The sequence below is a fragment of the Rubrivivax gelatinosus genome (genome assembly GCF_004340905.1).
Lineage (GTDB): Bacteria > Pseudomonadota > Gammaproteobacteria > Burkholderiales > Burkholderiaceae_C > Rubrivivax > Rubrivivax gelatinosus.
Map to the genome: position 1 here is coordinate 32,255 of NZ_SLXD01000009.1, position 26,005 is coordinate 58,259.

Annotated in this window: 27 protein-coding genes and 1 tRNA gene; all 28 read left to right on the plus strand. The window is 69.1% G+C overall.

All coding sequences use genetic code 11. The annotated features are described in order from the left end of the window. The 28 genes from EV684_RS14470 to nuoL all read left to right on the plus strand — a co-directional run bounded on the left by EV684_RS14470 (position 1) and on the right by nuoL (position 25,999). Positions 1–1,215, plus strand: coding sequence for an IscS subfamily cysteine desulfurase (locus EV684_RS14470; RefSeq protein WP_132648001.1), 1,215 nt, complete (start codon positions 1–3; stop codon positions 1,213–1,215). 24 nt (positions 1,216–1,239) lie between these two features. Continuing rightward, positions 1,240–1,644 (plus strand): Fe-S cluster assembly scaffold IscU, encoded by a 405-nt coding sequence (gene iscU / locus EV684_RS14475; RefSeq protein WP_132648002.1) that lies wholly within the window; start codon positions 1,240–1,242, stop codon positions 1,642–1,644. A gap of 7 nt (positions 1,645–1,651) precedes the next feature. Continuing rightward, positions 1,652–1,975 (plus strand): iron-sulfur cluster assembly protein IscA, encoded by a 324-nt coding sequence (gene iscA / locus EV684_RS14480; protein ID WP_132648003.1) that lies wholly within the window; start codon positions 1,652–1,654, stop codon positions 1,973–1,975. Between the two features lie 64 nt (positions 1,976–2,039). Beyond that, positions 2,040–2,513 (plus strand): GNAT family N-acetyltransferase, encoded by a 474-nt coding sequence (locus EV684_RS14485; protein WP_132648004.1) that lies wholly within the window; start codon positions 2,040–2,042, stop codon positions 2,511–2,513. Beyond that, positions 2,510–3,034, plus strand: coding sequence for a Fe-S protein assembly co-chaperone HscB (hscB, locus tag EV684_RS14490; RefSeq protein WP_132648005.1), 525 nt, complete (start codon positions 2,510–2,512; stop codon positions 3,032–3,034). Before EV684_RS14485 ends, hscB begins: the two co-directional genes overlap by 4 nt. 7 nt (positions 3,035–3,041) lie before the next feature. Further along, positions 3,042–4,901 carry a Fe-S protein assembly chaperone HscA gene (hscA, locus tag EV684_RS14495; RefSeq protein WP_132648006.1) on the plus strand — a complete coding sequence of 620 codons (1,860 nt, stop codon included), beginning with the start codon at positions 3,042–3,044 and terminating at the stop codon, positions 4,899–4,901. 3 nt (positions 4,902–4,904) lie between these two features. Continuing rightward, a complete protein-coding gene (fdx, locus tag EV684_RS14500) occupies positions 4,905–5,243 on the plus strand; it encodes an ISC system 2Fe-2S type ferredoxin (RefSeq protein ID WP_132648007.1) in 339 nt (112 codons plus the stop codon). 206 nt (positions 5,244–5,449) lie between these two features. Next, the gene (gene tsaD / locus EV684_RS14505) at positions 5,450–6,496 is read left to right on the plus strand and encodes a tRNA (adenosine(37)-N6)-threonylcarbamoyltransferase complex transferase subunit TsaD (RefSeq protein ID WP_132648008.1); all 1,047 of its coding nucleotides are present in this window, start codon (positions 5,450–5,452) and stop codon (positions 6,494–6,496) included. 82 nt (positions 6,497–6,578) lie between these two features. Continuing rightward, positions 6,579–7,865 (plus strand): branched-chain amino acid ABC transporter substrate-binding protein, encoded by a 1,287-nt coding sequence (locus tag EV684_RS14510; protein ID WP_132648009.1) that lies wholly within the window; start codon positions 6,579–6,581, stop codon positions 7,863–7,865. Between the two features lie 13 nt (positions 7,866–7,878). After that, on the plus strand, positions 7,879–9,030 hold the full coding sequence (locus EV684_RS14515) for a pyridoxal phosphate-dependent aminotransferase (protein WP_132648010.1): 1,152 nt from the start codon (positions 7,879–7,881) through the stop codon (positions 9,028–9,030). 141 nt (positions 9,031–9,171) lie between these two features. Continuing rightward, positions 9,172–9,441 (plus strand): 30S ribosomal protein S15, encoded by a 270-nt coding sequence (rpsO, locus tag EV684_RS14520; RefSeq protein WP_014427761.1) that lies wholly within the window; start codon positions 9,172–9,174, stop codon positions 9,439–9,441. Between the two features lie 151 nt (positions 9,442–9,592). Beyond that, positions 9,593–11,893 carry a polyribonucleotide nucleotidyltransferase gene (gene pnp, locus EV684_RS14525; RefSeq protein WP_132648011.1) on the plus strand — a complete coding sequence of 767 codons (2,301 nt, stop codon included), beginning with the start codon at positions 9,593–9,595 and terminating at the stop codon, positions 11,891–11,893. A 9-nt stretch (positions 11,894–11,902) separates the two neighbouring features. Next, positions 11,903–12,889 carry an NAD(P)H-quinone oxidoreductase gene (locus tag EV684_RS14530; protein WP_132648012.1) on the plus strand — a complete coding sequence of 329 codons (987 nt, stop codon included), beginning with the start codon at positions 11,903–11,905 and terminating at the stop codon, positions 12,887–12,889. Positions 12,890–12,912: 23 nt separating this feature from the next. Beyond that, positions 12,913–13,653 carry a triose-phosphate isomerase gene (tpiA, locus tag EV684_RS14535; RefSeq protein WP_132648013.1) on the plus strand — a complete coding sequence of 247 codons (741 nt, stop codon included), beginning with the start codon at positions 12,913–12,915 and terminating at the stop codon, positions 13,651–13,653. Positions 13,654–13,673: 20 nt separating this feature from the next. After that, positions 13,674–14,057: a preprotein translocase subunit SecG gene (secG, locus tag EV684_RS14540; RefSeq protein ID WP_132648014.1), complete on the plus strand. Its 384-nt coding sequence runs from the start codon at positions 13,674–13,676 to the stop codon at positions 14,055–14,057. Between the two features lie 122 nt (positions 14,058–14,179). After that, positions 14,180–14,264 (plus strand) — tRNA-Leu (locus EV684_RS14545). A 173-nt stretch (positions 14,265–14,437) separates the two neighbouring features. Next, positions 14,438–14,797 carry an NADH-quinone oxidoreductase subunit A gene (locus EV684_RS14550; RefSeq protein WP_014427766.1) on the plus strand — a complete coding sequence of 120 codons (360 nt, stop codon included), beginning with the start codon at positions 14,438–14,440 and terminating at the stop codon, positions 14,795–14,797. Between the two features lie 24 nt (positions 14,798–14,821). Next, positions 14,822–15,298: a NuoB/complex I 20 kDa subunit family protein gene (locus EV684_RS14555; protein ID WP_014427767.1), complete on the plus strand. Its 477-nt coding sequence runs from the start codon at positions 14,822–14,824 to the stop codon at positions 15,296–15,298. Positions 15,299–15,314: 16 nt separating this feature from the next. Beyond that, positions 15,315–15,914, plus strand: a complete 600-nt coding sequence (locus EV684_RS14560; protein ID WP_132648015.1) for an NADH-quinone oxidoreductase subunit C — start codon at positions 15,315–15,317, stop codon at positions 15,912–15,914. Next, positions 15,914–17,167: an NADH-quinone oxidoreductase subunit D gene (locus EV684_RS14565; protein WP_132648016.1), complete on the plus strand. Its 1,254-nt coding sequence runs from the start codon at positions 15,914–15,916 to the stop codon at positions 17,165–17,167. Before EV684_RS14560 ends, EV684_RS14565 begins: the two co-directional genes overlap by 1 nt. Further along, complete coding sequence (locus EV684_RS14570; RefSeq protein WP_132648017.1) at positions 17,164–17,649, plus strand: NADH-quinone oxidoreductase subunit NuoE family protein; 486 nt, start codon at positions 17,164–17,166, stop codon at positions 17,647–17,649. The genes EV684_RS14565 and EV684_RS14570 overlap by 4 nt, the downstream gene beginning before the upstream one ends. After that, entirely contained in the window at positions 17,646–18,992 is a 1,347-nt protein-coding gene (gene nuoF, locus EV684_RS14575; protein ID WP_132648018.1) for an NADH-quinone oxidoreductase subunit NuoF, read from the plus strand. Before EV684_RS14570 ends, nuoF begins: the two co-directional genes overlap by 4 nt. Before the next feature lie 7 nt (positions 18,993–18,999). Beyond that, complete coding sequence (nuoG, locus tag EV684_RS14580; RefSeq protein ID WP_132648019.1) at positions 19,000–21,324, plus strand: NADH-quinone oxidoreductase subunit NuoG; 2,325 nt, start codon at positions 19,000–19,002, stop codon at positions 21,322–21,324. 2 nt (positions 21,325–21,326) lie between these two features. Further along, positions 21,327–22,388: an NADH-quinone oxidoreductase subunit NuoH gene (gene nuoH / locus EV684_RS14585; RefSeq protein WP_132648020.1), complete on the plus strand. Its 1,062-nt coding sequence runs from the start codon at positions 21,327–21,329 to the stop codon at positions 22,386–22,388. Positions 22,389–22,396: 8 nt separating this feature from the next. Further along, entirely contained in the window at positions 22,397–22,894 is a 498-nt protein-coding gene (gene nuoI / locus EV684_RS14590; RefSeq protein WP_132648021.1) for an NADH-quinone oxidoreductase subunit NuoI, read from the plus strand. 4 nt (positions 22,895–22,898) lie between these two features. Then, entirely contained in the window at positions 22,899–23,531 is a 633-nt protein-coding gene (locus EV684_RS14595; protein WP_132648022.1) for an NADH-quinone oxidoreductase subunit J, read from the plus strand. Then, a complete protein-coding gene (gene nuoK / locus EV684_RS14600; protein ID WP_132648023.1) occupies positions 23,528–23,845 on the plus strand; it encodes an NADH-quinone oxidoreductase subunit NuoK in 318 nt (105 codons plus the stop codon). The genes EV684_RS14595 and nuoK overlap by 4 nt, the downstream gene beginning before the upstream one ends. A 123-nt stretch (positions 23,846–23,968) precedes the next feature. Beyond that, the gene (nuoL, locus tag EV684_RS14610) at positions 23,969–25,999 is read left to right on the plus strand and encodes an NADH-quinone oxidoreductase subunit L (protein WP_132648025.1); all 2,031 of its coding nucleotides are present in this window, start codon (positions 23,969–23,971) and stop codon (positions 25,997–25,999) included. Positions 26,000–26,005 lie beyond the last annotated feature (6 nt).

The window sequence follows — 26,005 nt, forward strand, 5'->3', positions numbered from 1 at the left end:
ATGACCCCGCATTTCCCGATCTACATGGATTACGGCGCGACGACGCCGGTGGACCCGCGCGTCGTCGACGTGATGATCCCGTGGTTGCGCGAACACTTCGGCAACCCGGCGTCCCGCAGTCACGCCTGGGGCTGGGAAGCGGAAGAGGCGGTGGAGAAGGCGCGGGCCCAGGTGGCCTCGCTGATCAAGGCCGACCCGCGCGAGATCGTCTGGACCTCGGGCGCGACCGAGAGCAACAACCTCGCGCTCAAGGGCGCGGCGCACTTCTACGCCTCGCGCGGCAAGCACCTGATCACGGTGAAGACCGAGCACAAGGCGGTGCTCGACACGATGCGCGAGCTGGAGCGCCAGGGCTTCGAGGTCACCTACCTCGACGTCCAGGAGGACGGCCTGCTCGACCTCGAAAGCTTCAAGGCGGCGCTGCGTCCGGACACGATCCTCGTGTCGGTGATGTTCGTGAACAACGAGATCGGCGTGATCCAGGACATCCCGGAGATCGGCCGCCTCTGCCGCGAGCGCGGCATCATCTTCCACGTCGACGCCGCGCAGGCCACCGGCAAGGTCGCGATCGACCTGGGCACGCTGCCGGTCGACCTGATGAGCCTGGCCTCGCACAAGAGCTACGGCCCCAAGGGCATCGGCGCGCTCTACGTGCGCCGCAAGCCGCGCGTGCGCATCGAGGCCCAGATGCACGGCGGCGGCCACGAGCGCGGCATGCGTTCGGGCACGCTGCCGACGCACCAGATCGTCGGCATGGGCGAGGCCTTCGCGATCGCCGAGGCCGAGATGGGCACCGAGAGCGAGCGCATCCGGATGCTGCAGAAGCGGCTGCTGGACGGCATCGCCGACATCGAGCAGGTCTTCATCAACGGCCACCTCGAGCGCCGCGTGCCGCACAACGTCAACGCCAGCTTCAACTTCGTCGAGGGCGAGTCGCTGATCATGGGCATCAAGGGCATCGCCGTGTCCTCGGGCTCGGCCTGCACCTCGGCGAGCCTGGAGCCCAGCTACGTGCTGCGTGCGCTGGGCCGCAGCGACGAGCTGGCGCACTCCAGCCTGCGCATGACGATCGGCCGCTTCACGACCGAGGCGGAGATCGACTACGCGGTCGCGACGCTGAAGGACCGTGTCGCCAAGCTGCGCGAACTGTCGCCGCTGTGGGACATGTACAAGGACGGCGTCGACCTGAGCACGATCCAGTGGTCTGCGCACTGAACGGATAGAACCAGGAGAACTGACATGGCCTACAGCGACAAGGTCGTCGACCACTACGAGAACCCGCGCAACGTGGGCGCGTTCGAGAAGGGCGACGAGACGGTGGGTACCGGCATGGTCGGCGCCCCGGCCTGCGGCGACGTGATGAAGCTGCAGATCAAGGTCGACCCGAGCACCGGGCTGATCGAGGACGCGCGCTTCAAGACCTACGGCTGCGGCTCGGCGATCGCGTCGAGCTCGCTGGTCACCGAGTGGGTCAAGGGCAAGACGCTGGACCAGGCGCTGACGATCAAGAACACCGACATCGCCGAGGAACTGGCGCTGCCGCCGGTGAAGATCCACTGCTCGATCCTTGCCGAGGACGCGATCAAGGCCGCGGTGCAGGACTACAAGGCCAAACACGGCGAGGCCGTGGCGACGCAGCCGTAAGGGGATCATGTCGATCACTCTCACCGAAGCGGCGGCCCGCCACGTCACGCGTTATCTCGGCCGCCGCGGCAAGGGCGTGGGCGTGCGCCTGGGCGTCAAGACGACGGGCTGCTCGGGCCTGGCCTACAAGCTGGAGTACGCCGACGAAGTGGCTGCCGAGGACATCGTCTTCGAGGACCACGGCGTCAAGGTGCTCGTCGACCCGAAGAGCCTGCCCTACCTGGACGGCACTCAGCTGGACTTCGTGCGCGAAGGCCTCAACGAAGGCTTCAAGTTCCACAACCCTCGCGAACGCGACCGTTGCGGCTGCGGCGAGTCCTTCCGCGTCTGACCGACAATACCGGGTTGCCCCGAGTCCGGCGCGGCCCTCGTGGCCGCGCTTTGCCTTGCACGCGATGCTGACCATCCGCCCCGAACGCCCCGACCAGCCCGAGGTCGCCGCGCTGCTTGAGCAGCTCGACGCCTATCTCGCGTCGCTGTACCCGCCGGAGGCCAACCACATCCTCGACGTGCAGGCGCTGCTGGCACCGGACGTGTACTTCCAGGTCGCGCGCCGCGCCGGCCGGCTGGTGGGCATCGGCGCGTTCCGCCGCATGCCCGGCGAGACGGCCACCGGCGGCGAGCCCTATGGCGAGATCAAGCGCATGTTCGTGCCGCCGGCCGAACGTGGCCAGCGCATTGCCGAGAAGCTGTTGCACTCGCTGGAAGACCGGCTGCGCACCGAGAGCTACCGCTGGGCGCTGCTGGAGACCGGCGTCGACCAGCACGAGGCGATCCGCCTGTACGAGCGCTGCGGCTACGTGCGCCGCGGCGCGTTCGCCGGCTACCCCGACAACGGCCTCTCGGCCTTCTACGCCAAGGCACTATGAAGCTCGACGACGACGACTTCACGCTGCTGGGCCTGCCGCGCCGGCACGCGGTCGACCGCGCCGCGCTCGACGCCGCCTGGCGCCGGCTGCAGGGCGAGGTGCACCCCGACCGCTTCGCCGCCCAGGGCGCCGCCGCGCAGCGCGTGGCGATGCAGTGGGCGGTGCGTGTCAACGAGGCCTACCAGCGCCTGAAGGACCCGCTCGCACGCGCCGCCTACCTCTGCGAGCTGCGTGGTGCCGCGGTCGACGCCGAGCGCAACACCGCGATGCCGACCTCGTTCCTGATGCAGCAGATGCAGTGGCGCGAGGCGCTGGAAGACGCCGCCGACCTGGCCGCCGTCGAGGCGCTGGACGCCGAGGTCGCCGCCACCGAACGTGCGCTGCTGGCCGACGTCGAGCGCCGTCTCGACACCGAGGACGACGCCGCCGCGGCTGCCGCCGACGTGCGTGCGCTGATGTTCGTGAACCGTTTCCGCCAGGACATCGAGCGCCGCCTCGACACCCTGGACCCGACCCGCTGAAGAGCCGATGGCGCTGCTGCAGATCTCCGAACCGGGCGAGACGCCCGACCCGCACCAGCGGCGCATCGCCGTGGGCATCGACCTGGGCACGACGCATTCGCTCGTCGCCGCGCTGCGCCACGGCGTCGCCGAGTGCCTGCCCGACGAGCAGGGCCGCGTGCTGCTGCCGTCGGCGGTGCGTTACCTCGAGGGCGGCGGCCGCCGCATCGGCTGGGACGCGCTGGCCGCGGCCGCCGAGGACCCCGAGAACACCGTCGTCTCGGCCAAGCGCCTGATGGGCCGCCGTCTGGCGGACCTGCAGGGCACGTCGGGCAAGCTGCCGTACCGCTTCGTCGACACGCCGGGCATGGTGGCTATCGCCACGCGCGACGGCGAGAAAACGCCGGTCGAGGTCTCGGCCGAGATCCTGGCGGCGCTGCGCCAGCGTGCCGAGGACTCCTTCGACGACGAGATCTTCGGCGCCGTCATCACCGTGCCGGCCTATTTCGACGACGCCCAGCGCCAGGCGACCAAGGCCGCGGCGCAGCTCGCCGGGCTGAACGTGCTGCGCCTGATCAGCGAGCCGACCGCGGCCGCCGTCGCCTACGGCCTGGACCAGGGCAGCGAAGGCCTGTATGCAGTCTACGACCTGGGCGGCGGCACCTTCGACCTGTCGCTGCTGCGCCTGAACCGCGGCGTCTTCGAGGTCGTCGCCACCGGCGGCGACGCCGCGCTGGGCGGCGACGACATCGACCACGCGCTGGCCGACTGGGCGCTGGCGCAGGCCGGCGTCACGGCCGTGTCGCCGCAGGACAAACGCACGGCGCTGGTCGCCGCGCGCGCCGCCAAGGAGGAGCTGAGCGCTGCCGAATCGGCCACCTGGCGCGCCGCGATCGGTGGTGCCGAACACGCCGTCGAGTTGAGCCGCACGCAGCTGGAAACGCTGGCCCGCCCGCTGGTCGAGCGCACGCTGGCATTGGTGCGCAAGGTGCTGCGCGACGCCCGCGTCACGCGCGAGGACGTGCAGGGCGTGGTGATGGTCGGCGGCGCGACGCGCATGCCGCTGGTGCGCACCGCGGTCGGGGAGCTCTTCGGCCGCGAGGTGCTGACCAACCTGAACCCCGACGAGGTCGTCGCGCTGGGCGCGGCGATCCAGGCCAACGCGCTGGCCGGCAATGCCGGCGACGGCGAGCTGCTGCTGCTCGACGTGATCGCGCTGTCGCTGGGCTTGGAGACGATGGGCGGCCTGGTCGAGCGCATCGTCGAGCGCAACACGACGATTCCGGTGGCCAAGGCGCAGGACTTCACGACCTTCAAGGACGGCCAGACGGCGATGGCGATCCACGTCGTCCAGGGCGAGCGCGATCTCGTCTCCGAGTGCCGCTCGCTGGCGCGTTTCGAGCTGCGCGGCATTCCGCCGATGGCGGCCGGCGCGGCGCGCATCCGAGTCACCTTCCAGGTCGACGCCGACGGCCTGCTCAGCGTCTCGGCGCGCGAGCAGGGCTCGGGCGTCGAGGCCAGCGTCGTCGTCAAGCCCAGCTACGGCCTGGACGACGGCCAGATCGCGCGCATGCTGCAGGACGGCTTCACCTATGCCGCCGAGGACATGGCGGCACGTGCGCTGCGCGAGGCGCGGGTCGAGGCCGAGCGCATGGTGCTGGCCACGCGCGCCGCGCTGGCCGCCGACGGCGCGCTGCTGTCGGCCGAGGAGCGCGCCGACATCGACGCGCTGATCACCTCGACGCTGTCGATTGCCTCCAGCGGCGACGCCGCGGCGATCGAAGCCGCCGTCAAGGCGCTGGCCGACGGCACCGAGGCCTTCGCCGCCGCGCGCATGAACCAAGGCATCCGGCAAGCCTTGTCCGGTCGCCGAGTCGAGGACGTCTGAACCATGCCCGTCATCCGCATCCTTCCCCATCCCGATTACTGCCCCGAAGGCAAGACCGTCGAGGCGCCGGCCGGCACCTCGATCTGCGAGGCGCTGCTGGACAACGGCGTCGAGATCGAGCACGCCTGCGAGATGAGCTGCGCCTGCACCACCTGCCACGTCGTCGTGAAGGAGGGCTTCGCGTCACTGGGCGAACTCGACGAGACCGAGGAAGACCTGCTCGACCGCGCCTGGGGGCTGCAGCCGAGCTCGCGGCTGAGCTGCCAGGCCATCCTGTCCAACCAGGACGTGACCATCGAGATCCCGCGCTACTCGATCAACCACGCGCGCGAGAAGCACTGAGCCGGAGCACCACGCCCCGCGTCGGTGCCAGGGTCTTGCCGGCAGGCGAAAAAAAACCTCCCCGGCGGGCGCCGGAGAGGTTGGGATAAAGGGCCTGTTGCCCTGCTGAGGAGATAGACAGACACCCGACGGAGGTGTCGAGTTCTCTCTCGCAAGCACCGTGCCAGCTCCCGCGATCCGCGCCGAGCGCCTCTACACTGCCCGCCATGATCGTTCTCGGATTCGAGTCTTCCTGCGACGAGACCGGCGTCGCGCTGGTCCAGACCCGGCCCGGCGCCGCGCCGCGCCTGCTCGGCGAGGCGCTGCACAGCCAGGCCGAGATGCACGCCGAGTACGGCGGCGTCGTGCCCGAGCTGGCCTCGCGCGACCACATCCGCCGCGTGCTGCCGCTGGTGCGCCAGGTGCTCGCGCAGTCGGAGTGCACGCTGGCCGAGGTCGACCTCGTCGCCTACACCCGCGGGCCGGGGCTGGCTGGTGCGCTGCTGGTCGGTGCCGGCGTCGCCGTCGCGCTGGGCGCCGCGCTGGGGCGGCCGACCTTCGGTGTGCACCACCTCGAAGGCCATCTGCTGTCGCCGTTCCTGGCCGACCCGGCGCCCGAGTTCCCGTTCGTCGCGCTGCTCGTGTCCGGCGGCCACACGCAGCTGATGCGTGTCGACGCCGTCGGCTCCTACGAGCTGCTGGGCGAAACGATCGACGACGCCGCCGGCGAAGCCTTCGACAAGAGCGCCAAGCTGCTGGGCCTGGGCTACCCCGGCGGGCCGGCGTTGTCGCGGCTGGCCGAGTTCGGCGACGCCACGGCTTTCGCCCTGCCGCGCCCGCTGCTGCACAGCGGCGACCTCGACTTCTCGTTCGCCGGGCTCAAGACCGCCGTGATGACGCAGCATCGCAAGCTGGGCCCCAACGTCTGCGAGCAGGCGCTTGCCGATCTGGCGGCCTCGACGCAGGCGGCGATCGTCGACGTGCTGTCGGCCAAGGCGCTGCGTGCGCTGAAGGCCAGTGGCACGAAGCGCCTGGTCGTCGCCGGCGGCGTCGGCGCCAACCGGCGTCTGCGCGAGACGCTGGATGCCGGCGCGGAGAAACTCGGTGCACGTGTCTTCTACCCGCCGCTGGCGCTGTGCACCGACAACGGCGCGATGATCGCGATGGCCGCGGCGATGCGGCTCGAGCGTGGCCTGGCACAGGGCAGCACCGCCGGCGCCTTCGACGTGCGCCCGCGCTGGCCGCTGGACGAGCTGTCGGCAGCCGCCTCCTAGAATCCCGCCTCCACCCCGGCGCGCCACCGTGCGCCGGTTCCCCGGGCGGGCCACCGCGCCCGTCGCCAGCCGAACGTCTTCGATGACTCCCTCCTCCCTGACGCGCCGTGCCTGGCTCGCGTTCGCCGCCGCCGGCCTGTCCGCTCCGCTGCACGCCCAGCCGCAAGCCGCACCGATCAAGATCGCGCTGATCGAAGGCCTCTCGGGCGCCTTTGCCAATGCCGGCGACGCCGTCGCACGCAACATCCAGTGGGCGGTCGAACGAGTCAACGCCCGTGGCGGCGTGCGCCTGCCCGGCGGCGCGCGGCCGCTGGAGCTGGTGCGCCTGGACAGCAAGGGCTCGACAGAAGAGGCGCTGTCGATGCTGCGCGCGGCGCTGGACCAGCGCATCGGCTTCGTGCTGCAGGGCAACAGCTCGGCCACCGCAGCGGCGCTGATCGACGCGCTGGACAAACACAACGCACGCGAGCCCGACCGGCGCGCGATCTTCCTGAACTATTCGGCCGTCGATCCGGCGCTGACCAACGAGCGCTGCAGCTTCTGGCACTTCCGCTTCGACGCCCACGCCGACATGCGGCTGGCGGCGCTGACCGATGTGCTGCAGGGCGACCGCGGCGTGCGCAAGGTCTACCTGATCGGCCAGGACTACAGCTTCGGTCAGCACGTGAACCGCAAGGCGCGCGAGATGATCGCCGCCAGGCGCCCCGACATCGAGATCGTCGGCGACGAGCTGCACCCGATGGGCCGGGTGAAGGACTTCATCCCCTACGCCGCGAAGATCAAGGCCAGCGGTGCGCAGGCGGTGCTGACCGGCAACTGGGGCAACGACCTGACGCTGCTGGTGCGTGCGCTGCGCGAGGTCGGCAGCGACGCCAAGCTCTACACCTTCTACGGCAACGCGCTGGGGGTGCCGGCGGCGGTGGGTGACGCCGGCATCGGTTCGGTGCTGGCGGTGGCCGAGTGGCACCCGAACGTCGGCGGCGCGCCGGCCGAGGCCTTCTACGCCGCGTTCCGCAAACGTTTCCCCGATCCGCGCGAGGACTACGTGCACGCGCGCATGCAGGTGCTGGTCGAGATGCTGGCCGCGGCGATCGAACGTGCGCGCGGCACCGAAGCCGTCGCGGTGGCGCGGGCCCTCGAAGGCCTGAGCTACGACGGTGCGACGCTCGGCGGCCTGCACCGCGCGACGATGCGCGCCGAGGACCACCAGCTGCAGCAGCCGCTGGTCGTCAGCGTGATGGAACGTGCCGGCACGCGCGAGCTGCCGCACGACGTCGAAGGCTCGGGCTATGGCTTCAAGACGCTGCGCCGCCTGGACGCCGCCGCCGTCGCCCAGCCCAGCACCTGCCGCATGAACCGCCCGCTCTGAACCCGAGAACCCGATGCGCGACACCATCCAGACCCTGCCGGCTTCCAAGATCCGCGAAGTCGCCAACGCCGGCCTGGGCCGCGACGACGTGCTCGCCTTCTGGTTCGGCGAGAGCGACGAGGTCACGCCCGAGCCGGTGCGGCTGGCCGCGGCGCGCTCGCTCGAAGCCGGCGAGACCTTCTACTCGCACAACCTCGGCCTGCCCGAGCTGCGCGAGGCGATCGCCGCCTACGCCAGCGCGCTGCACGGCCCGGTCGACGCCGGCCGCATCGCCGTCACGTCCTCGGGCGTCAACGCGCTGATGCTGGCGATGCAGCTGCTCGTCGGTGCCGGCGACGAGGTCATCGCCGTCGTGCCGGTCTGGCCCAACCTGACGGCGCAGCCGGAGATCCTGGGTGCCACCGTCACCCGCGTGCCGCTGCGGCCGCAGGGCGGGCGTTGGGCGCTGGACCTGGACGAGCTGCTGGCGCGCGTCACCGAGCGCAGCCGCGTGCTGCTGGTCAACGCGCCGAACAACCCGACCGGCTGGACGCTGACACGCGCCGAACAGCAGGCCATCCTCGCGCATTGCCGCAAGACCGGCACCTGGATCGTCGCCGACGAGGTCTATGAGCGCCTGGTCTTCGACGGCAGCGCCAACGCCGCGCCGAGCTTCCTCGACATCGCCGGTGCCGACGACCGGCTGGTCGTCGTGCACAGCTTCAGCAAGAGCTTCCTGATGACCGGCTGGCGCCTGGGCTGGCTGGTGCTGCCGGCCGGCCACCACGACGGCATCGGCAAGCTGCTGGAGTTCAACAGCTCCTGCGCGCCGGTCTTCGTGCAGCGCGGCGGCCTGGCGGCGCTGGGCATCGCCGACGAGTTCGTGCCCGGCCTCGTCGCGCGCTTGCGCGGCTGCCGCGACCGGCTCGTCGCCGGGCTGCAGGCGCTGCCCGGCGTCACGGTGGCCTCGCCGCCGGGCGGCATGTACGCCTTCTTCCGCGTCGAGGGCCGCGACGACTCGCTGGCCTTCGCCAAGGCGCTGGTGCGCGAGCACGGCCTGGGCCTGGCGCCCGGCGCCGCCTTCGGCCCGGAAGGCGAGGGCTGGCTGCGCTGGTGCTTCGCGTCCAAGGACCCGGCGCGCCTGGACGCCGGGTTGCAACGGCTGGCCGCCGCTATCCGTCTATAATCGCGTGTTCCGCTGGTTTTGGCTGGCGGGATCCAAGCACGGCACCGGTCGGTTTCACTGGTGATCCGCAAGTCCGCAACACGGAAACCGCAGCCAGCGCCAAAGGCCTGGGCGGTCTCCACTCGTCAAGAGGAAACGCCCATGTCCCTCGATATCGCGAAGAAGGCCGAGATCGTCGCGGCCAACGCCCGTGGCGCCAACGACACCGGCTCCCCCGAAGTCCAGGTCGCGCTGCTGACCGCTCGCATCAACGAGCTGACCCCCCACTTCAAGCAGCACCTGAAGGACCACCACGGTCGCCGCGGCCTGCTGAAGATGGTCAACCAGCGCAAGCGCCTGCTGTCCTACCTGAAGGACCGTGCGCCCGAGCGCTACACCGCGCTGATCGCCAAGCTGGGTCTGCGCAAGTAAGAATCGGATCCGGGGCTGCCGCAGCGTGGCGGCCCCGTCTTCACCGCTTTCTCCAACCGGGCACGGACGCAGCCGTGTCATTCCAACGACGCCTCGAGCAGGGCTTCACTGGAATGGCATCGCGCCGGCCCAACACCGAAAGGCAATGCCCATGAGCATGTTCAACAAGGTCTCGAAGAGCTTCCAATGGGGCTCGCATCAGGTCACGATGGAAACCGGCGAGATCGCTCGCCAGTCCACCGGCGCCGTCGTCGTCAGCGTCGACGACACCGTCGTGCTGGCCACCGTGGTCGCCAAGTCCGACGCCAAGGCCGGCCAGGACTTCTTCCCGCTGACCGTCGACTACATCGAGAAGACCTACGCCGCCGGCAAGATCCCGGGCAGCTTCTTCAAGCGTGAAGGCCGCCCGAGCGAGCTCGAGACGCTGACCTCGCGCCTGATCGACCGCCCGATCCGCCCGCTGTTCCCCGAAGGCTTCTTCAACGAGGTCCAGGTCGTCATCCACGTGCTGAGCCTGAACCCCGAGGTCCAGGCCGACATCCCGGCGATGATCGCGACCAGCGCCGCGCTGTCGATCAGCGGCATCCCGTTCAACGGCCCGATCGGCGCCGCACGCGTCGGCTACGTCAACGGCGAGTACGTGCTCAACCCGAGCGCCGCGCAACTGGCCGACAGCCAGATGGAACTCGTCGTCGCCGGCACCGAGGCCGCCGTGCTGATGGTCGAGTCCGAAGCGCAGCAGCTGTCCGAGGAAGTGATGCTCGGCGCCGTCGTCTTCGGCCACGAGCAGGGCAGGATCGCGATCGCCGCGATCAACGAGCTGGTGCGCGAAGCCGGCAAGCCGGCCTGGGACTGGCAGCCGCCGGCCAAGGACGAGCCCTTCATCGCCAAGGTCACCGCGCTGGCCGAGGAGCCGCTGCGCGCCGCCTACCAGATCCGCAGCAAGCAGGCCCGCACCCAGGCCACCCGCGCCGTCACCGCCAGCGTCTTCGCCGCGCTGAAGGAAGAAGGCGTCGCCTTCGATGCGGTGGCCGTCGAAGGCCTGCTGTTCGAGATCGAAGCGCGCATCGTGCGCGGCCAGATCCTGGCCGGTGAGCCGCGCATCGACGGTCGCGACACGCGCACCGTGCGTCCGATCGAGATCCGCTCGGGCGTGCTGCCGCGAACCCACGGCTCGGCGCTGTTCACGCGCGGCGAGACGCAGGCGCTGGTCGCCGCGACGCTGGGCACCGAACGCGACGCGCAGCGCATCGACGCGCTGGCTGGCGAGTTCGAGGACCGCTTCATGCTGCACTACAACATGCCCCCGTTCGCCACCGGCGAGACGGGCCGCGTGGGCAGCCCCAAGCGCCGCGAGATCGGCCACGGCCGCCTGGCCAAGCGTGCGCTGGTCGCCGTGCTGCCGCCCAAGGACGAGTTCCCGTACACGATGCGCGTGGTCTCGGAGATCACCGAGTCCAACGGTTCGTCGTCGATGGCCTCGGTCTGCGGCGGCTGCCTGTCGCTGCTGGACGCCGGCGTGCCGCTGAAGGCGCACGTCGCCGGCATCGCGATGGGCCTGATCAAGGAAGGCAACCGTTTTGCCGTGCTGACCGACATCCTCGGTGACGAGGATCACCTCGGCGACATGGACTTCAAGGTGGCGGGCACCGCCAGCGGCATCACGGCGCTGCAGATGGACATCAAGATCCAGGGCATCACCAAGGAGATCATGCAGGTCGCCCTGGCGCAGGCCAAGGAAGCGCGCCTGCACATCCTGGGCAAGATGGTCGAGGCCGTCGGCGGCGCCAAGGCCGAGGTGAGCCAGTTCGCCCCGCGCCTGTACACGATGAAGATCAACCCGGAGAAGATCCGCGACGTCATCGGCAAGGGCGGCGCGACGATCCGTGCGCTGACCGAAGAGACCGGCTGCACGATCGACATCGGCGAAGACGGCACGATCACGATCGCCAGCACCGACGCCGACAAGGCCGCGCATGCGCAAAAGCGCATCGAGGAGATCACGGCCGAGGCCGAGATCGGCAGGGTCTACGAAGGCCCGGTCACCAAGATCCTGGACTTCGGTGCGCTGGTCAACATCCTGCCGGGCAAGGACGGCCTGCTGCACATCAGCCAGATCGCGCACCAGCGCGTCGAGAAGGTCACCGACTTCCTCGAAGAAGGCCAGGTCATCAAGGTCAAGGTGCTCGAGACCGACGAGAAGGGCCGCATCAAGCTCAGCCTGAAGGCGCTGCTCGACAAGCCCGAAGGCTACGTCGAGGAAGAGCGTCCGCGCCGCGAGCGCAGCGACCGTGGGGACCGCGGCGACCGCGGCGACCGTGGCCCGCGCCGCGAGCGTGAACCCCGTGAGCCGCGCGAGCCGCGTGCCGAGGCCGCCCCGGCGGCTGACGCTCCGACGGCCGATGCCCCGGCCGCGGACCAAGGCGCCGAGCGCGCGCCCGGCCAGGAGTAAGCCGCAGCGATGCGTGCTGTCGAGATCAGCCGTTTCGGCCCGCCCGAGGTGCTGCAGATGGTGCAGCGCCCGGTGCCGGTGCCGGCGGCCGGCGAGCTGCTGATTGCGGTGCAGGCTTCGGGTGTCAACCGCCCGGACGTGCTGCAGCGCAAGGGGCTCTACCCGCCGCCGCCGGGCGCCTCCGACCTTCCGGGGCTGGAGGTCGCCGGCACGGTGCTCGGCGGTGCGCCCGAGGATCTGGCGGCCGCGGGGCTGGCGATCGGCGACGCGGTCTGCGCGCTGGTGGCCGGCGGCGGTTATGCCGAGTTCTGCGTCGCCCCGGCGGTGCAGTGCCTGCCGCTGCCGCGCGGGCTGACGATGGTCGAGGCCGCGAGCCTGCCCGAGACCTTCTTCACCGTCTGGCAGAACGTGTTCTCGATCGCGCGCCTGGCACGCGGCGAAACGCTGCTGGTGCAAGGCGGCACGAGCGGTATCGGCGTCACGGCGATCCAGCTTGCCAAGGCTTTCGGCGCGCGCGTGATCGTCACCGCCGGCAGCGACGACAAGTGCGCTGCCGCGCTGGCGGTGGGCGCCGACCACGCGATCAACTACCGCACGCAGGACTTCGCCGCCGAGGCCCGTCGCCTGACCGACGGGCGTGGTGTCGACGTCGTGCTCGACATGGTCGCGGGCGACTATGTCGCGCGTGAGGTCGAGTGCCTGGCCGTCGATGGCCGCCTGGCGATCATCGCGGTACAGGGTGGTACGAGTGCCGGCTTTGATGCCGGCGCCGTGCTGCGCAAGCGCATCGCGATCACCGGTTCCACGCTGCGTGCGCGCAGCGTGGACTACAAGGCCGGCCTGGCGCGCGCGCTGCGCGGGCAGGTCTGGCCCTTGCTGGAGGCCGGCGCCGTCAAGCCGGTCGTGCACCGCGTGTTCCCGGCTGCCGAGGCGGCCGCGGCCCACGCACTGATGGAATCCGGTTCGCACGTCGGCAAGATCGTGCTGACCTGGTGAACCCCTTGTCGAGGACTCACAACATGCGACGCAAGCTCGTGGTGGGCAACTGGAAGATGCATGGCAGCCGCCCGGCCAACGCCGAGCTGCTGGCTGCGCTGATCGCCGGCCGTCCTTACGCTGCCGACGTGGCGGTCTGCGTGCCCAACGTGTTCCTGTCGGAGACCGCGGCGACGCTGGCCGGCAGCGAGCTGCGCTGGGGTGCCCAGGACGTCTCCGAGCACGAGCAGGGCGCCTACACCGGCGAGGTGTCGGCGGCGATGCTGGCCGAATGCGGCTGCCGCTACGCCATCGTCGGCCATTCGGAGCGCCGCGCCTACCACGCCGAGAACGACGCCGTCGTCGCGCGCAAGGCGCAGGCGGCGCTGGCGCGCGGCGTGACGCCGATCGTCTGCGTCGGCGAGACGCTGGAGCAGCGCGACGCCGGCGAGACCGAGGTGGTCGTCAAGCGCCAGCTCTCGGCGGTGATCCACCAGCTGACGCACTGCGCCAGCGAGATCGTCGTCGCCTACGAACCCGTCTGGGCCATCGGCACCGGCCGCACCGCGACGCCCGAGCAGGCGCAGGCAGTGCACGCGGTGCTGCGCGCGCAGCTGCAGGCGGCCACCGGCCGCGGGCACACGATGCGCATCCTCTACGGCGGCAGCGTCAAGGCGGACAACGCCGCGACCTTGTTCGCGCAACCCGACATCGACGGCGGGCTGATCGGCGGTGCCTCGCTGAAGGCCGCCGACTTCATCGCGATCTGCCGCGCCGCGGCCTGAGTATTTCCCGGAGTTTTCCCATGCACATCTGGATGAACCTCATCCTCGTCCTGCAGATCCTGTCGGCGCTGGCGATGATCGGCCTCGTGCTGATCCAGCACGGCAAGGGCGCCGACATGGGCGCGTCGTTCGGCGGCGGCTCTTCCGGCAGCCTGTTCGGCGCCACCGGCAGCGCGAACTTCCTGTCGCGCTCCACCGCCGCCTGCGCGACGCTCTTCTTCTGCTGCACGCTGGCGCTGGCCTTCATGTCCAACAGCGTGCGCGCCCCGGCTCAGGAGCGCGGCAGCGTGCTCGACCGCGCGGCGCCCGTCGCGCCGGCCGAACCCAGCGCACCGGCCACCGGCGTGATCCCGGGCTCGCTGACCCCGGCGACGCCGGCCTCCGGCGCGACCGGCGCGAATTGAGCGCGACTGAATCGTCTGTAAGGGTTTCCAGGAAAGAAACTTCAAATCGATATAGAATGCGTCTTTGTCCGGTGAGCGACCCTCATGCCAACCGGAACTGAAGCGCCAGAGTTTGACGTCTTGCCGACGTGGTGAAATTGGTAGACACGCTATCTTGAGGGGGTAGTGGCGAAAGCTGTGCGAGTTCGAGTCTCGCCGTCGGCACCAAAGACCGAGAGACGTGTTGCCCGGAGGTGGTCCAAGCATCCGGCAACGCCGTCCCGAGGAGCGATCCGAGTGGATGGCAAAGCGCGCCCCCCGGGCAGTCGGTAGACTGACCGAGGCGCGTTTTTTTTCGACCTGACAGAACCTGACGGGACTCTGACAAGGATCAAGAAAACATGGACATCCAGGCCTATCTCCCCGTCATCCTGTTCGTGCTCGTCGGCCTCGCCGTCGGCGTCGCGCCGCAGGTTCTCGGCTTCATCTTCGGCCCCAACCGGCCGGACGTCGAGAAGAACAGCCCGTACGAATGCGGCTTCGAGGCTTTCGAGGACGCGCGCATGAAGTTCGACGTGCGCTACTACCTCGTCGCGATCCTGTTCATCCTCTTCGATCTCGAGATCGCCTTCCTCTTCCCGTGGGCCGTCGCGCTGCGCGACATCGGCGCGACCGGGTTCTGGGCGATGATGCTGTTCCTGGGCATCCTCGTCGTCGGCTTCGTCTACGAGTGGAAGAAAGGCGCGCTGGACTGGGATTGAACCCGGCCGGCTGGGAGACACGCTATGGGAATCGAAGGCGTCATCAAGGAAGGCTTCGTCACCACCTCGGTGGACAAGCTGATCAACTGGTCCAAGACCGGCTCGCTGTGGCCGATGACCTTCGGCCTGGCCTGCTGTGCGATCGAGATGATGCACGCGGGCGCGGCGCGCTACGACATCGACCGCTTCGGGATGTTGTTCCGCCCAAGCCCGCGGCAGAGCGACCTGATGATCGTCGCCGGCACGCTGTGCAACAAGATGGCGCCGGCGCTGCGCAAGGTCTACGACCAGATGGCCGAACCGCGCTGGGTGCTGAGCATGGGCTCGTGCGCCAACGGCGGCGGCTACTATCACTACAGCTACTCCGTCGTGCGCGGCTGCGATCGCATCGTGCCGGTGGACGTCTACGTGCCGGGCTGCCCGCCGACGGCCGAGGCGCTGCTGTACGGGATCCTGCAGCTGCAGAGCAAGATCCGACGCGAAAACACCATCGCGCGCTGACCGCGCGATCAGCACGATGAGCACCCGACTCGACCTCCTGCAGAGCGCCCTCGAAAGCGCACTGGCCGGCAAGATCCGCACGTCCGTGCGCGCGCTCGGCGAGATCACCATCACCGTCGGCGCCGCCGACTACCTCGAGGTCGCGCGCACGCTGCGCGACACGCCGGAGCTGCGCTTCGAGCAGCTCGTCGACCTCTGCGGCGTCGACTACTCGGACTACCGCAACCAGCCCTGGGACGGCCCGCGCTTCTGCGTCGTGTCGCACCTGCTGTCGCTGACCCACAACTGGCGGCTGCGGCTGAAGGTCTTCTGCCCCGACGACGACCTGCCGGTGCTGCCCTCGGTCAACGACATCTGGCCGGCGGCCAACTGGTTCGAGCGCGAAGCCTTCGACCTCTTCGGCATGGTCTTCGAAGGCCACCTCGACCTGCGCCGCATCCTCACCGACTACGGCTTCATCGGTCACCCGATGCGCAAGGACTTCCCGACCACCGGCCACGTCGAGATGCGCTACGACCCCGAGCAGCGCCGCGTGATCTACCAGCCGGTGACGATCGAGCAACGCGAGATCATTCCGCGCGTCGTGCGCGAGGACAACTACGGCGGGCTGCACTGATGGCCGAGATCAAGAACTACACGCTGAACTTCGGGCCGCAGCACCCGGCGGCGCACGGCGTGCTGCGCCTCGTGCTCGAGCTCGACGGCGAGGTCATCGAGCGTGCCGACCCGCACATCGGCCTGCTGCACCGTGCCACCGAGAAGCTCGCCGAGAGCAAGACCTTCCTGCAGACGCTGCCGTACATGGACCGCCTCGACTACGTGTCGATGATGGTCAACGAGCAGGCCTACTGCCTGGCGGTCGAGAAGCTGCTGGGCATCGAGGTGCCGCTGCGCGCCAAGTACATCCGCACGATGTTCGCCGAACTGACGCGGCTGCTCAACCACCTGCTGTGGCTGGGCACGCACTCGCTGGACTGCGGCGCGATGAACGTCTTCCTGTACGCGTTCCGCGAGCGCGAGGACATCTTCGACATGTACGAGGCGGTGTCGGGCGCGCGCATGCACGCCGCCTACTTCCGTCCGGGCGGCGTCTATCGCGACTTGCCGGACTCGATGCCGCAGTACACCTTCAGCAAGATCCGCAACGAGCGCGGGATGAAGGAGCTGAACGCCAAGCGCCAGGGTTCGCTGCTCGACTTCATCGAGACCTTCGTCAAGCGTTTCCCCAGCCGCGTCGACGACTACGAGACCCTGCTCACCGACAACCGCATCTGGAAGCAGCGCACGGTCGGCATCGGCGTCGTCGAGCCCGATCGCGCCAAGGCGCTGGGCTTCACCGGCCCGATGCTGCGCGGCTCGGGCATCGCCTGGGATCTGCGCAAGCAGCAGCCTTACGACGCCTACGACCGCGTGGACTTCGATATCCCGGTTGGCGTGCACGGCGACACCTACGACCGCTACCTCGTCCGCATGGAGGAGATGCGCCAGTCCAACCACATCGTCCAGCAGTGCATCGACTGGCTGCGCGCGAACCCCGGGCCGGTCATCACCGACAACCACAAGGTCGCGCCGCCGGCCCGCGTGGACATGAAGGCCAACATGGAAGAGCTGATCCACCACTTCAAGCTCTTCAGCGAAGGCATGCACGTGCCCGAGGGCGAGGCCTACGCGGCGGTCGAACACCCGAAGGGCGAGTTCGGCATCTATCTGATCAGCGACGGCGCGAACAAGCCTTACCGCATGAAGATCCGCCCGCCGGGTTTCGTGCATCTGGCCGCGTTCGACGAACTGGCGCGCGGCCACATGCTGGCCGACGCGGTCGCGATCATCGGCACCATGGACATCGTGTTCGGCGAGGTCGATCGATGAATTTCTCCGAAGCCACGCTGGCGCGTTTCGCGCGCGAAGTGGCCAAGTTCCCCGCCGACCAGAAGCAGTCGGCCGTGATGGCCTGTCTGGCGATCGTCCAGCACGAGCAGGGCCACGTGACCCAGGACGCCGAGGAGGCGATCGCTGCCTACCTGGGCATGCCGGCGATCGCGGTCCACGAGGTCACGACCTTCTACAACATGTACAACCAGCGGCGCGTGGGCAAGTACAAGCTCAACGTCTGCACCAACCTGCCGTGCCAGCTGCGCCACGGCGAGCACGCGCTGGATCACGTCTGCAAGAAGCTCGGCGTCGAGCCCTACGGCACGACCGAGGATGGCCTGTTCACCGTCCAGCCCAGCGAGTGCCTGGGCGCCTGCGCCGACGCGCCGGTGATGCTCGTCAACGACCGCGAGATGCTGAGCTTCATGAGCGACGAGCGGCTCGACGAGCTGATCGAGACGCTGCGCAAGGAAGGATGAGCATGGTCGACCTGTCCAAGTTCAAGACCCGCGGCGTCGAGACCTGCTTCCACGGCCGCCACCTGCAGCCGCAGATCTACGCCGGCCTGGACGGCCGCAACTGGCGGCTGGCCGACTACGTCGCGCGCGGCGGCTACTCGGCGCTGAAGAAGATCCTCGGCGCCGACGGCGGCCCGGGGATGACGCCCGACCAGGTGATCGCCGAGGTCAAGCTCTCGGCGCTGCGCGGCCGCGGCGGCGCGGGCTTCCCGACGGGGCTGAAGTGGAGCTTCATGCCGCGCCAGTTCCCGGGGCCCAAGTACCTGGTGTGCAACTCCGACGAGGGCGAGCCCGGCACCTGCAAGGACCGTGACATCCTCTCGTTCAACCCGCACATCGTCATCGAAGGCATGTGCATCGCGGCCTACGCGATGGGCATCCGCACGGGCTACAACTACATCCACGGCGAGATCTTCGAGGTCTACCAGCGCTTCGAGGAAGCGCTCGACGAGGCCCGTGCCGCCGGCTTCCTCGGCGACAACATCCTCGGCTCGCAGCACAGCTTCCAGCTGCACGCCTTCCACGGCTTCGGCGCCTACATCTGCGGCGAGGAGACCGCGCTGCTCGAGTCGCTCGAGGGCAAGAAGGGCCAGCCGCGCTTCAAGCCGCCGTTCCCGGCGAGCTTCGGCCTGTACGGCAAGCCGACGACGATCAACAACACCGAGACCTTCGCCGCTGTGCCGTGGATCATCAACCACGGCGGCCAGGCCTACCTCGAGGTCGGCAAGCCGAACAACGGCGGCACGAAGATCTTCTCGGTCGTCGGCGACGTCGAGCGCCCGGGCAACTTCGAGATCCCGATGGGCACGCCGTTCTCGACGCTGCTGGAGATGGCCGGCGGCGTGAAGGGCGGGGCGCTGAAGGCGGTGATCCCGGGCGGCTCGTCGGCCCCGGTGCTGCCGGCCCCGGTGATGATGGACCTGACGATGGACTACGACGCCATCGCCAAGGCCGGCTCGATGCTGGGCTCGGGCGCGGTCATCGTCATGAACGACAAGCGCTGCATGGTCAGGAGCCTGATGCGCCTGTCCTACTTCTACCAGCACGAGAGCTGCGGCCAGTGCACGCCGTGCCGCGAAGGCACCGGCTGGCTGTGGCGTCTGGTGGAACGCATCGAGACCGGGAAGGGCCGCGCCGAGGACCTGGCGCTGCTCGATTCCGTCGCGGACAACATCAAGGGCCGCACGATCTGCGCCCTCGGTGATGCGGCTGCCATGCCCGTGCAGGGCATGCTCAAGCACTTCCGCGACGAATTCGCCTGGCACGTCGACCACAAGACCTGCATGGTCCCCCAGCACGCCTAGGGCACGCATGATCGAAATCGAACTCGACGGGAAAAAGGTCCAGGTCGCCGAAGGCAGCATGGTCATGCATGCCGCCGACGCGGCAGGCACCTACGTTCCCCACTTCTGCTATCACAAGAAGCTCTCGATCGCGGCCAACTGCCGCATGTGCCTGGTCGAGATCGAGAAGGCCCCGAAGCCGATGCCCGCCTGCGCGACCCCGGTCACGCAGGGCATGGTGGTGCGCACCAACAGCGAGAAGGCCCAGCGCGCCCAGAAGGGCGTGATGGAGTTCCTGCTGATCAACCATCCGCTGGACTGCCCGATCTGCGACCAGGGCGGCGAGTGCCAGCTGCAGGACCTGTCGATGGGCTACGGCGGCTTCGCCTCGCGCTACAGCGAGGAGAAGCGCGTCGTCTTCCACAAGGACGTGGGCCCGCTGCTGTCGATGGAGGAGATGTCGCGCTGCATCCACTGCACGCGCTGCGTTCGCTTCGGCCAGGAGATCGGCGGCGTCATGGAGCTCGGCATGGTGCACCGTGGCGAGCACAGCGAGATCACGACGATGCTGGGCAACAGCGTCGACAGCGAGATCTCGGGCAACATGATCGACCTCTGCCCGGTCGGCGCGATCACCAGCAAGCCCTTCCGCTACCAGGCCCGGACCTGGGAGCTGTCGCGCCGCAGGAGCGTCAGCCCGCACGACAGCACCGGCGCCAACCTGATCGTCCAGGTCAAGGCCAACAAGGTGCTGCGTGTCGTCCCGTTCGAGAACGAGGACGTCAACGAATGCTGGCTCGCCGACCGTGACCGCTTCAGCTACGAAGCGCTGAACAGCCCGTCGCGCCTGACCCGGCCGATGATCAAGCAGGGCGGCCAGTGGCAGGCGGTGGACTGGAACACCGCGCTGGGCTACGTCGCCGACGGCCTCAAGCGCGTCATCGCCGAGTTCGGCCCGCAAGGCGTCGGCGCGCTCGGCAGCGCGCACTCGACCGTCGAGGAACTGCATCTGCTGGCCAAGCTCGTGCGCGGCCTGGGCAGCCAGAGCGTCGACTTCCGCACCCGCCACGCGGACTTTGCCAACACCGCGCCGGCCGGCCGTGCGCGCTGGCTGGGCCTGCCGATCGCGGCGCTGTCGACGCTGGATGCGGCGCTCGTCGTCGGTTCCTTCCTGCGCAAGGACCACCCGCTGTTCGCACAGCGCATCCGCCAGGCCGCGCGCCACGGCGCCCGCGTCTATTCGCTGTCGGCCTCGCGCGAGGACTGGGCGATGCCGCTGGCCGGCCACCTGGCGGCGCTGCCGTCGGCCTGGCACGGCGCGCTGGCCGAAGTCGCCGCCGCGGTGGCTGCCGCCAAGGGCGTCGCCGCGCCGCTCGACGCGCAGCCGGGTGAAGCCGCGAAGGCCGTCGCCGCAGCGCTCGTCGCCGGCGAACGCAAGGCCGTGCTGCTGGGCAACGCCGCCGCACAGCACCCGCAGGCTTCGTCGCTGCTGGCGCTGGCGCAGTGGATTGCCGAACACACCGGCGCCGCCGTCGGCTACCTCGGCGAGGCGGCCAACACGGTCGGCGCGCAGCTCGTCGGCGCGCTGCCTGGCGAAGGCGGGCTGAACGCCGGCCAGATGCTGTCGCAGCCGATGAAGGCGCTGATCGCGCTGAACCTCGAGCCGGTGCTCGACGCCGCCGATGCCGCCGCCGCGCGTGCCGCGCTGGGCGGCTCGGGGCTGGTCGTCGCGCTGTCGCCGTTCGAGGACGCGATGGCCGACGTCGCCGACGTCATGCTGCCGATCGCGCCCTTCACCGAGACTGCCGGCAGCTTCGTCAACGCCGAAGGCCGGATGCAGAGCTTCCAGGGTGTCGTGCGCCCGCTGGGCGACACGCGTCCGGCCTGGAAGGTGCTGCGCGTGCTGGGCAACCTGCTGGGTCTGCCGGGCTTCGACCACGACAGTGCCGAAGCGGTGCGCGCCGAGGCGATCGGCGACGCGGCCTCGATCACTTCGCGCCTGGACAACACGCCGGCCGCCGCCTCGGGCACGCCGGTCGCGCGTCTGGGTGCGCTCGAGCGTGTCGCCGACGTGCCGATCTACGCCACCGACTCGCTGGTGCGCCGCTCGGCGCCGCTGCAGCGCACCGCCGACGCGCGCGTGCCGCGCGTGGGGCTGCCGTCGTCGCTGTGGCGCCAGCTCGGTCTGGCCCCGGGTGACAAGGTGCTGGTCGCGCAGGGGCAGGGCGCCGCCATGCTCGCGGCGCGCGAGGAGCCCTGGCTGGCCGACGGCGCCGTGCGCGTCGCCGCCGGCCATCCGGACACCGTCGCGCTGGGCGCGATGTTCGGCCCGATCACGGTGGAGAAGGCCTGACCATGCTGGACACGCTGAACCAATACGGCAGCGCCGCGCTCGGCACGGGCGGCTGGCTCGTGGTCTGGACGCTGCTGAAGATCGTCGTCGTCGTGCTGCCGCTGATGGGCTGCGTCGCCTACCTCACGCTGTGGGAGCGCAAGGGCATCGGCTTCACGCAGATCCGCCTCGGGCCCAACCGCGTCGGCCCGGGCGGCCTGCTGCAGCCGATCGCCGACGCGGTCAAGCTGATCTTCAAGGAGATCATCCGTCCGACCGCGGCGACCAAGGGCCTGTTCTTCCTCGGCCCGGTGATGACGATCACGCCGGCGCTGGCGGCCTGGGCGGTGATCCCGTTCGGCCCGGAGGCGGTGCTCGCCAACGTCAACGCCGGCCTGCTGCTGCTGCTGGCGATCACCTCGATCGAGGTCTACGGCGTCATCATCGCCGGCTGGGCCTCGAACTCGAAGTACGCCTTCCTCGGCGCGCTGCGCGCGTCGGCGCAGATGGTCAGCTACGAGATCGCGATGGGCTTCGCGCTGGTCGTCGTCGTGATGGTCTCGGGCACGCTGAACCTGGGCGAGATCGTCGCCGCGCAGGGCCGTGGCCTGGGCGTGGACAACGGCGCCGACCTGCTGTCGTGGAACTGGCTGCCGCTGCTGCCGATCTTCTTCGTCTTCTTCATCGCCGGCCTGGCCGAGACCAACCGCGCGCCGTTCGACGTCGTCGAGGGCGAGTCCGAGATCGTCGCCGGCCACATGATCGAGTACTCGGGGATGTCGTTCGCGATGTTCTTCCTGGCCGAGTACGCGAACATGATCCTCGTCAGCACGATGACCGTCGTGCTGTTCCTCGGCGGCTGGCTGCCCCCGTTCGCCTTCCTCGACTTCCTCCCCGGCTGGTTCTGGCTGGTCGCCAAGGTCTTCGTCGTCGTGACGATGTTCCTGTGGGTGCGCGCGACGCTGCCGCGCTTCCGCTACGACCAGATCATGCGTCTGGGCTGGAAGATCTTCATCCCGGTGACGCTGGTCTGGCTGGTCGTCGTCGGCTTGTGGATCCAGTCGCCGTTCAACATCTGGAAGTGAGGTCGACGATGCCCAACACCTCCGCCATCAAGGACGTGTTCTCGAGCTTCATGCTCACCGAGATCTTCAAGGGCATGGCGCTGACCGGCAGGCATTTCCTGTCCAAGGCGATCACGATCGAGTACCCCGAGGAGAAGACCCCGCTGTCGCCGCGCTTCCGCGGCCTGCACGCGCTGCGCCGCTACGAGAACGGCGAGGAACGCTGCATCGCCTGCAAGCTCTGCGAGGCCGTGTGCCCGGCGATGGCGATCACGATCGAGAGCGACGTGCGCGACGACGGCACGCGCCGCACGACGCGCTACGACATCGACCTGACGAAGTGCATCTTCTGCGGCTTCTGCGAGGAAAGCTGCCCGGTCGACTCGATCGTCGAGACGAACATCTTCGAGTACCACGGCGAGAAGCGCGGCGACCTGTACTTCACCAAGGACATGCTGCTGGCCGTCGGCGACCGCTACGAGAAAGAGATCGCCGCCAACCGCGAAGCGGACGCTCCCTACCGCTGAGAACATGAACACGACCACGGCGCTCTTCTATCTCTTCTCCGCGGTGCTGCTGTTCGCGGCGCTGCGCGTGATCACCGCGCGCAGCACGGTGCACGGCGTGCTCTTTCTCGTGCTCGCGTTCTTCAACGCCGCCTGCATCTGGATGCTGCTGCAGGCCGAGTTCCTGGCCATCGTGCTGGTGCTGGTCTACGTCGGCGCGGTGATGGTGCTGTTCCTGTTCGTCGTCATGATGCTGGACATCAACAGCGAATCGGTGCGTGCCGGCTTCTGGAAGCACTTCCCGCTGGCGGGCATGGTCGGCGCGGTCATCGCGCTGGAGATGTCGCTGGTGCTGCTGCGCGGCTTCCAGCCGGCGCAGGCGCCGGAGCTGTCGGCGCAGGCGCTGGAGATGGGCAACACCCGGCTGCTGGGCATCGAGCTCTACACCCACTACCTGTACCCGCTGCAGCTGGCGGCCGTGCTGCTGCTGGTGGCCATCGTCGCCGCCATCGCGCTGACGCTGCGCCACCGCAAGGACAGCCGCCGCGTCGACCCGGCCGTGGCGGTGCGCGTCAAGCGCGCCGACCGCGTGCGCCTGGTCAAGGTGCCCACGGTCAAGGCCGATGCCGCGGCCGACAACAAGGAAGGCCAAGCATGAGCCTCGGACCGATCACGCTCGGCCACTACCTTTCGCTGGGCGCCATCCTGTTCGCGCTGTCGGTCGTCGGCATCTTCATGAACCGGCGCAACCTGATCGTGCTGCTGATGGCCATCGAGCTGATGCTGCTGGCCGTCAACCTGAATTTCGTCGCCTTCTCGCACTACCTGGGCGACATGGCGGGCCAGATCTTCGTGTTCTTCATCCTGACCGTCGCCGCCGCCGAGTCGGCGATCGGCCTGGCGATCCTCGTCGTGCTGTTCCGCAACCGCGCGTCGATCAACGTCGAGGAACTCGACGAGCTCAAAGGTTGATGAGATGACCCCCCCCGAAGCGCCTTCGGCGCCTCCCCCCCAGGGGGGCGCCGCCTGCGGCCCGGCCAAGCCGGTTCCGCGGCGTCCGCTTGGGAAAGCCCGGCCAAACAGAACGACTGAGACATGGCAGCAACTCTCTCGCAAAACCTCCTGCTCGCCGTCCCGCTCGCGCCGCTGGTCGGCGCGCTGGTCGCGGGCCTGGCCGGCAAGGCGGTCGGCCGCCGCGGCGCGCACACGGTGACGATCCTCGGCGTGCTGATCTCGTTCATCTGCTCGGCCATCGTGCTCAAGGCCGTGGCGATGGACGGCGCGCGCTTCGCCGGCACGATCTACGAATGGGCCGTCGTCGGCGGCCTGAAGATGGAGGTCGGTTTCCTCGTCGACGGCCTGACGGCGATGATGATGTGCGTCGTCACCTTCGTGTCGCTGATGGTGCACATCTACACCATCGGCTACATGGAAGAGGACCCGGGCTACCAGCGCTTCTTCTCGTACATCTCGCTGTTCACCTTCTCGATGTTGATGCTCGTGATGAGCAACAACTTCCTGCAGCTGTTCTTCGGCTGGGAGGCGGTGGGCCTGGTGAGCTACCTGCTGATCGGCTTCTGGTTCAAGAAGCCGAGCGCGACCTTCGCCAACATGAAGGCCTTCCTGGTCAACCGGGTCGGCGACTTCGGCTTCATCCTGGGCATCGGCCTGATCGTCGCCTACGCCGGTACGCTGGACTACGCCGAGGCCTTCGCCAAGGGCCCCGAGCTGGCCGCGATGAGCTTCCCCGGCCAGGACTGGATGCTGATCACGGTGATCTGCATCTGCCTGTTCATCGGCGCGATGGGCAAGAGCGCGCAGTTCCCGCTGCACGTCTGGCTGCCCGACTCGATGGAAGGCCCGACCCCGATCTCGGCGCTGATCCACGCCGCGACGATGGTCACCGCCGGCATCTTCATGGTGGCGCGCATGTCGCCGCTGTTCGAGCTGTCCGACACGGCGCTGAACTTCGTGCTCGTGATCGGTTCGATCACCGCGCTGTTCATGGGCTTCCTGGGCATCATCCAGAACGATATCAAGCGTGTCGTCGCCTACTCGACGCTGTCGCAGCTGGGCTACATGACGGTGGCGCTGGGTGTGTCGGCCTACTCGGTGGCGGTGTTCCACCTGATGACGCACGCGTTCTTCAAGGCGCTGCTGTTCCTGGCCGCGGGCTCGGTGATCATCGGCATGCACCACGACCAGGACATCCGCAACATGGGTGGCCTGCGCAAGTACATGCCCATCACCTGGATCACCGCGCTGCTGGGTTCGCTGGCGCTGATCGGCACGCCGCTGTTCTCGGGCTTCTACTCCAAGGACAGCATCATCGAGGCGGTGCACGCGAGCCAGCTGCCGGGTGCCGGCTTCGCGCTGTTCGCCGTCACCGCCGGCGTCTTCGTCACCGCGTTCTACTCGTTCCGGATGTACTTCCTCGTCTTCCACGGCGAGGAGCGTTTCCGCCACAAGCCCTTCCCGCCGGAGGACGACCACGCGCATGGCGATGACCACGGCCACGGCCACGACGCCACCCCGCACGAGTCGCCCTGGGTCGTGACCGCGCCGCTGCTGCTGCTGGCGCTGCCCTCGGTCGTGATCGGCTTCATGACCATCGGCCCGATGCTCTACGGCGACTTCTTCTCCGGCGCGATCTTCGTCGATGCCGCCCGGCACCCGGCGATGGCCGAACTGGCCGAGAAGTGGCACGGCGCGAGCGCCATGGCGCTGCACGGCCTGCAGACGGCGCCGTTCTGGCTGGCGCTGGCCGGCGTCGTCACCGCCTGGGTCTTCTACCTGAAGGCGCCGCAGATCCCGGCCGCGCTGGACCGTGCGCTCAAGCCGCTGCGCACCGTGCTCGAGAACAAGTACTACATGGACTGGTTCAACGAGCACGTGCTGGCCGCCGGCGCGCGCCTGATCGGCACCGGGCTGTGGAAGGGTGGCGACGTCGGCCTGATCGACGGCGCCATCGTCAACGGCTCGGCCAGGACGGTGGGCCTGCTCGCCGGTGTGCTGCGCCGCGTGCAGACCGGCCACCTCTATTGGTACGCGCTCGTCATGCTGCTGGGCATCTTCGGCTTCATGACCTGGCGCCTGTGGCCGTTCTTCGGCGGCCTGGCGGGCTGAGCGCGC

Coding starts and splice junctions, on each gene's coding strand:
- iscA (WP_132648003.1), top strand. CDS start 1,652: ATGTCGATCACTCTCACCGAAGCGGCGGCCCGCCACGTCACGCGTTAT.
- nuoI (WP_132648021.1), top strand. CDS start 22,397: ATGCCCAACACCTCCGCCATCAAGGACGTGTTCTCGAGCTTCATGCTC.
- EV684_RS14485 (WP_132648004.1), top strand. CDS start 2,040: ATGCTGACCATCCGCCCCGAACGCCCCGACCAGCCCGAGGTCGCCGCG.
- EV684_RS14555 (WP_014427767.1), top strand. CDS start 14,822: ATGGGAATCGAAGGCGTCATCAAGGAAGGCTTCGTCACCACCTCGGTG.
- EV684_RS14570 (WP_132648017.1), top strand. CDS start 17,164: ATGAATTTCTCCGAAGCCACGCTGGCGCGTTTCGCGCGCGAAGTGGCC.
- nuoL (WP_132648025.1), top strand. CDS start 23,969: ATGGCAGCAACTCTCTCGCAAAACCTCCTGCTCGCCGTCCCGCTCGCG.
- hscA (WP_132648006.1), top strand. CDS start 3,042: ATGGCGCTGCTGCAGATCTCCGAACCGGGCGAGACGCCCGACCCGCAC.
- EV684_RS14560 (WP_132648015.1), top strand. CDS start 15,315: ATGAGCACCCGACTCGACCTCCTGCAGAGCGCCCTCGAAAGCGCACTG.
- EV684_RS14550 (WP_014427766.1), top strand. CDS start 14,438: ATGGACATCCAGGCCTATCTCCCCGTCATCCTGTTCGTGCTCGTCGGC.
- nuoG (WP_132648019.1), top strand. CDS start 19,000: ATGATCGAAATCGAACTCGACGGGAAAAAGGTCCAGGTCGCCGAAGGC.
- EV684_RS14530 (WP_132648012.1), top strand. CDS start 11,903: ATGCGTGCTGTCGAGATCAGCCGTTTCGGCCCGCCCGAGGTGCTGCAG.
- EV684_RS14565 (WP_132648016.1), top strand. CDS start 15,914: ATGGCCGAGATCAAGAACTACACGCTGAACTTCGGGCCGCAGCACCCG.
- pnp (WP_132648011.1), top strand. CDS start 9,593: ATGAGCATGTTCAACAAGGTCTCGAAGAGCTTCCAATGGGGCTCGCAT.
- nuoH (WP_132648020.1), top strand. CDS start 21,327: ATGCTGGACACGCTGAACCAATACGGCAGCGCCGCGCTCGGCACGGGC.
- nuoK (WP_132648023.1), top strand. CDS start 23,528: ATGAGCCTCGGACCGATCACGCTCGGCCACTACCTTTCGCTGGGCGCC.
- nuoF (WP_132648018.1), top strand. CDS start 17,646: ATGAGCATGGTCGACCTGTCCAAGTTCAAGACCCGCGGCGTCGAGACC.
- EV684_RS14515 (WP_132648010.1), top strand. CDS start 7,879: ATGCGCGACACCATCCAGACCCTGCCGGCTTCCAAGATCCGCGAAGTC.
- tsaD (WP_132648008.1), top strand. CDS start 5,450: ATGATCGTTCTCGGATTCGAGTCTTCCTGCGACGAGACCGGCGTCGCG.
- EV684_RS14595 (WP_132648022.1), top strand. CDS start 22,899: ATGAACACGACCACGGCGCTCTTCTATCTCTTCTCCGCGGTGCTGCTG.
- iscU (WP_132648002.1), top strand. CDS start 1,240: ATGGCCTACAGCGACAAGGTCGTCGACCACTACGAGAACCCGCGCAAC.
- secG (WP_132648014.1), top strand. CDS start 13,674: ATGCACATCTGGATGAACCTCATCCTCGTCCTGCAGATCCTGTCGGCG.
- fdx (WP_132648007.1), top strand. CDS start 4,905: ATGCCCGTCATCCGCATCCTTCCCCATCCCGATTACTGCCCCGAAGGC.
- tpiA (WP_132648013.1), top strand. CDS start 12,913: ATGCGACGCAAGCTCGTGGTGGGCAACTGGAAGATGCATGGCAGCCGC.
- rpsO (WP_014427761.1), top strand. CDS start 9,172: ATGTCCCTCGATATCGCGAAGAAGGCCGAGATCGTCGCGGCCAACGCC.
- EV684_RS14470 (WP_132648001.1), top strand. CDS start 1: ATGACCCCGCATTTCCCGATCTACATGGATTACGGCGCGACGACGCCG.
- EV684_RS14510 (WP_132648009.1), top strand. CDS start 6,579: ATGACTCCCTCCTCCCTGACGCGCCGTGCCTGGCTCGCGTTCGCCGCC.
- hscB (WP_132648005.1), top strand. CDS start 2,510: ATGAAGCTCGACGACGACGACTTCACGCTGCTGGGCCTGCCGCGCCGG.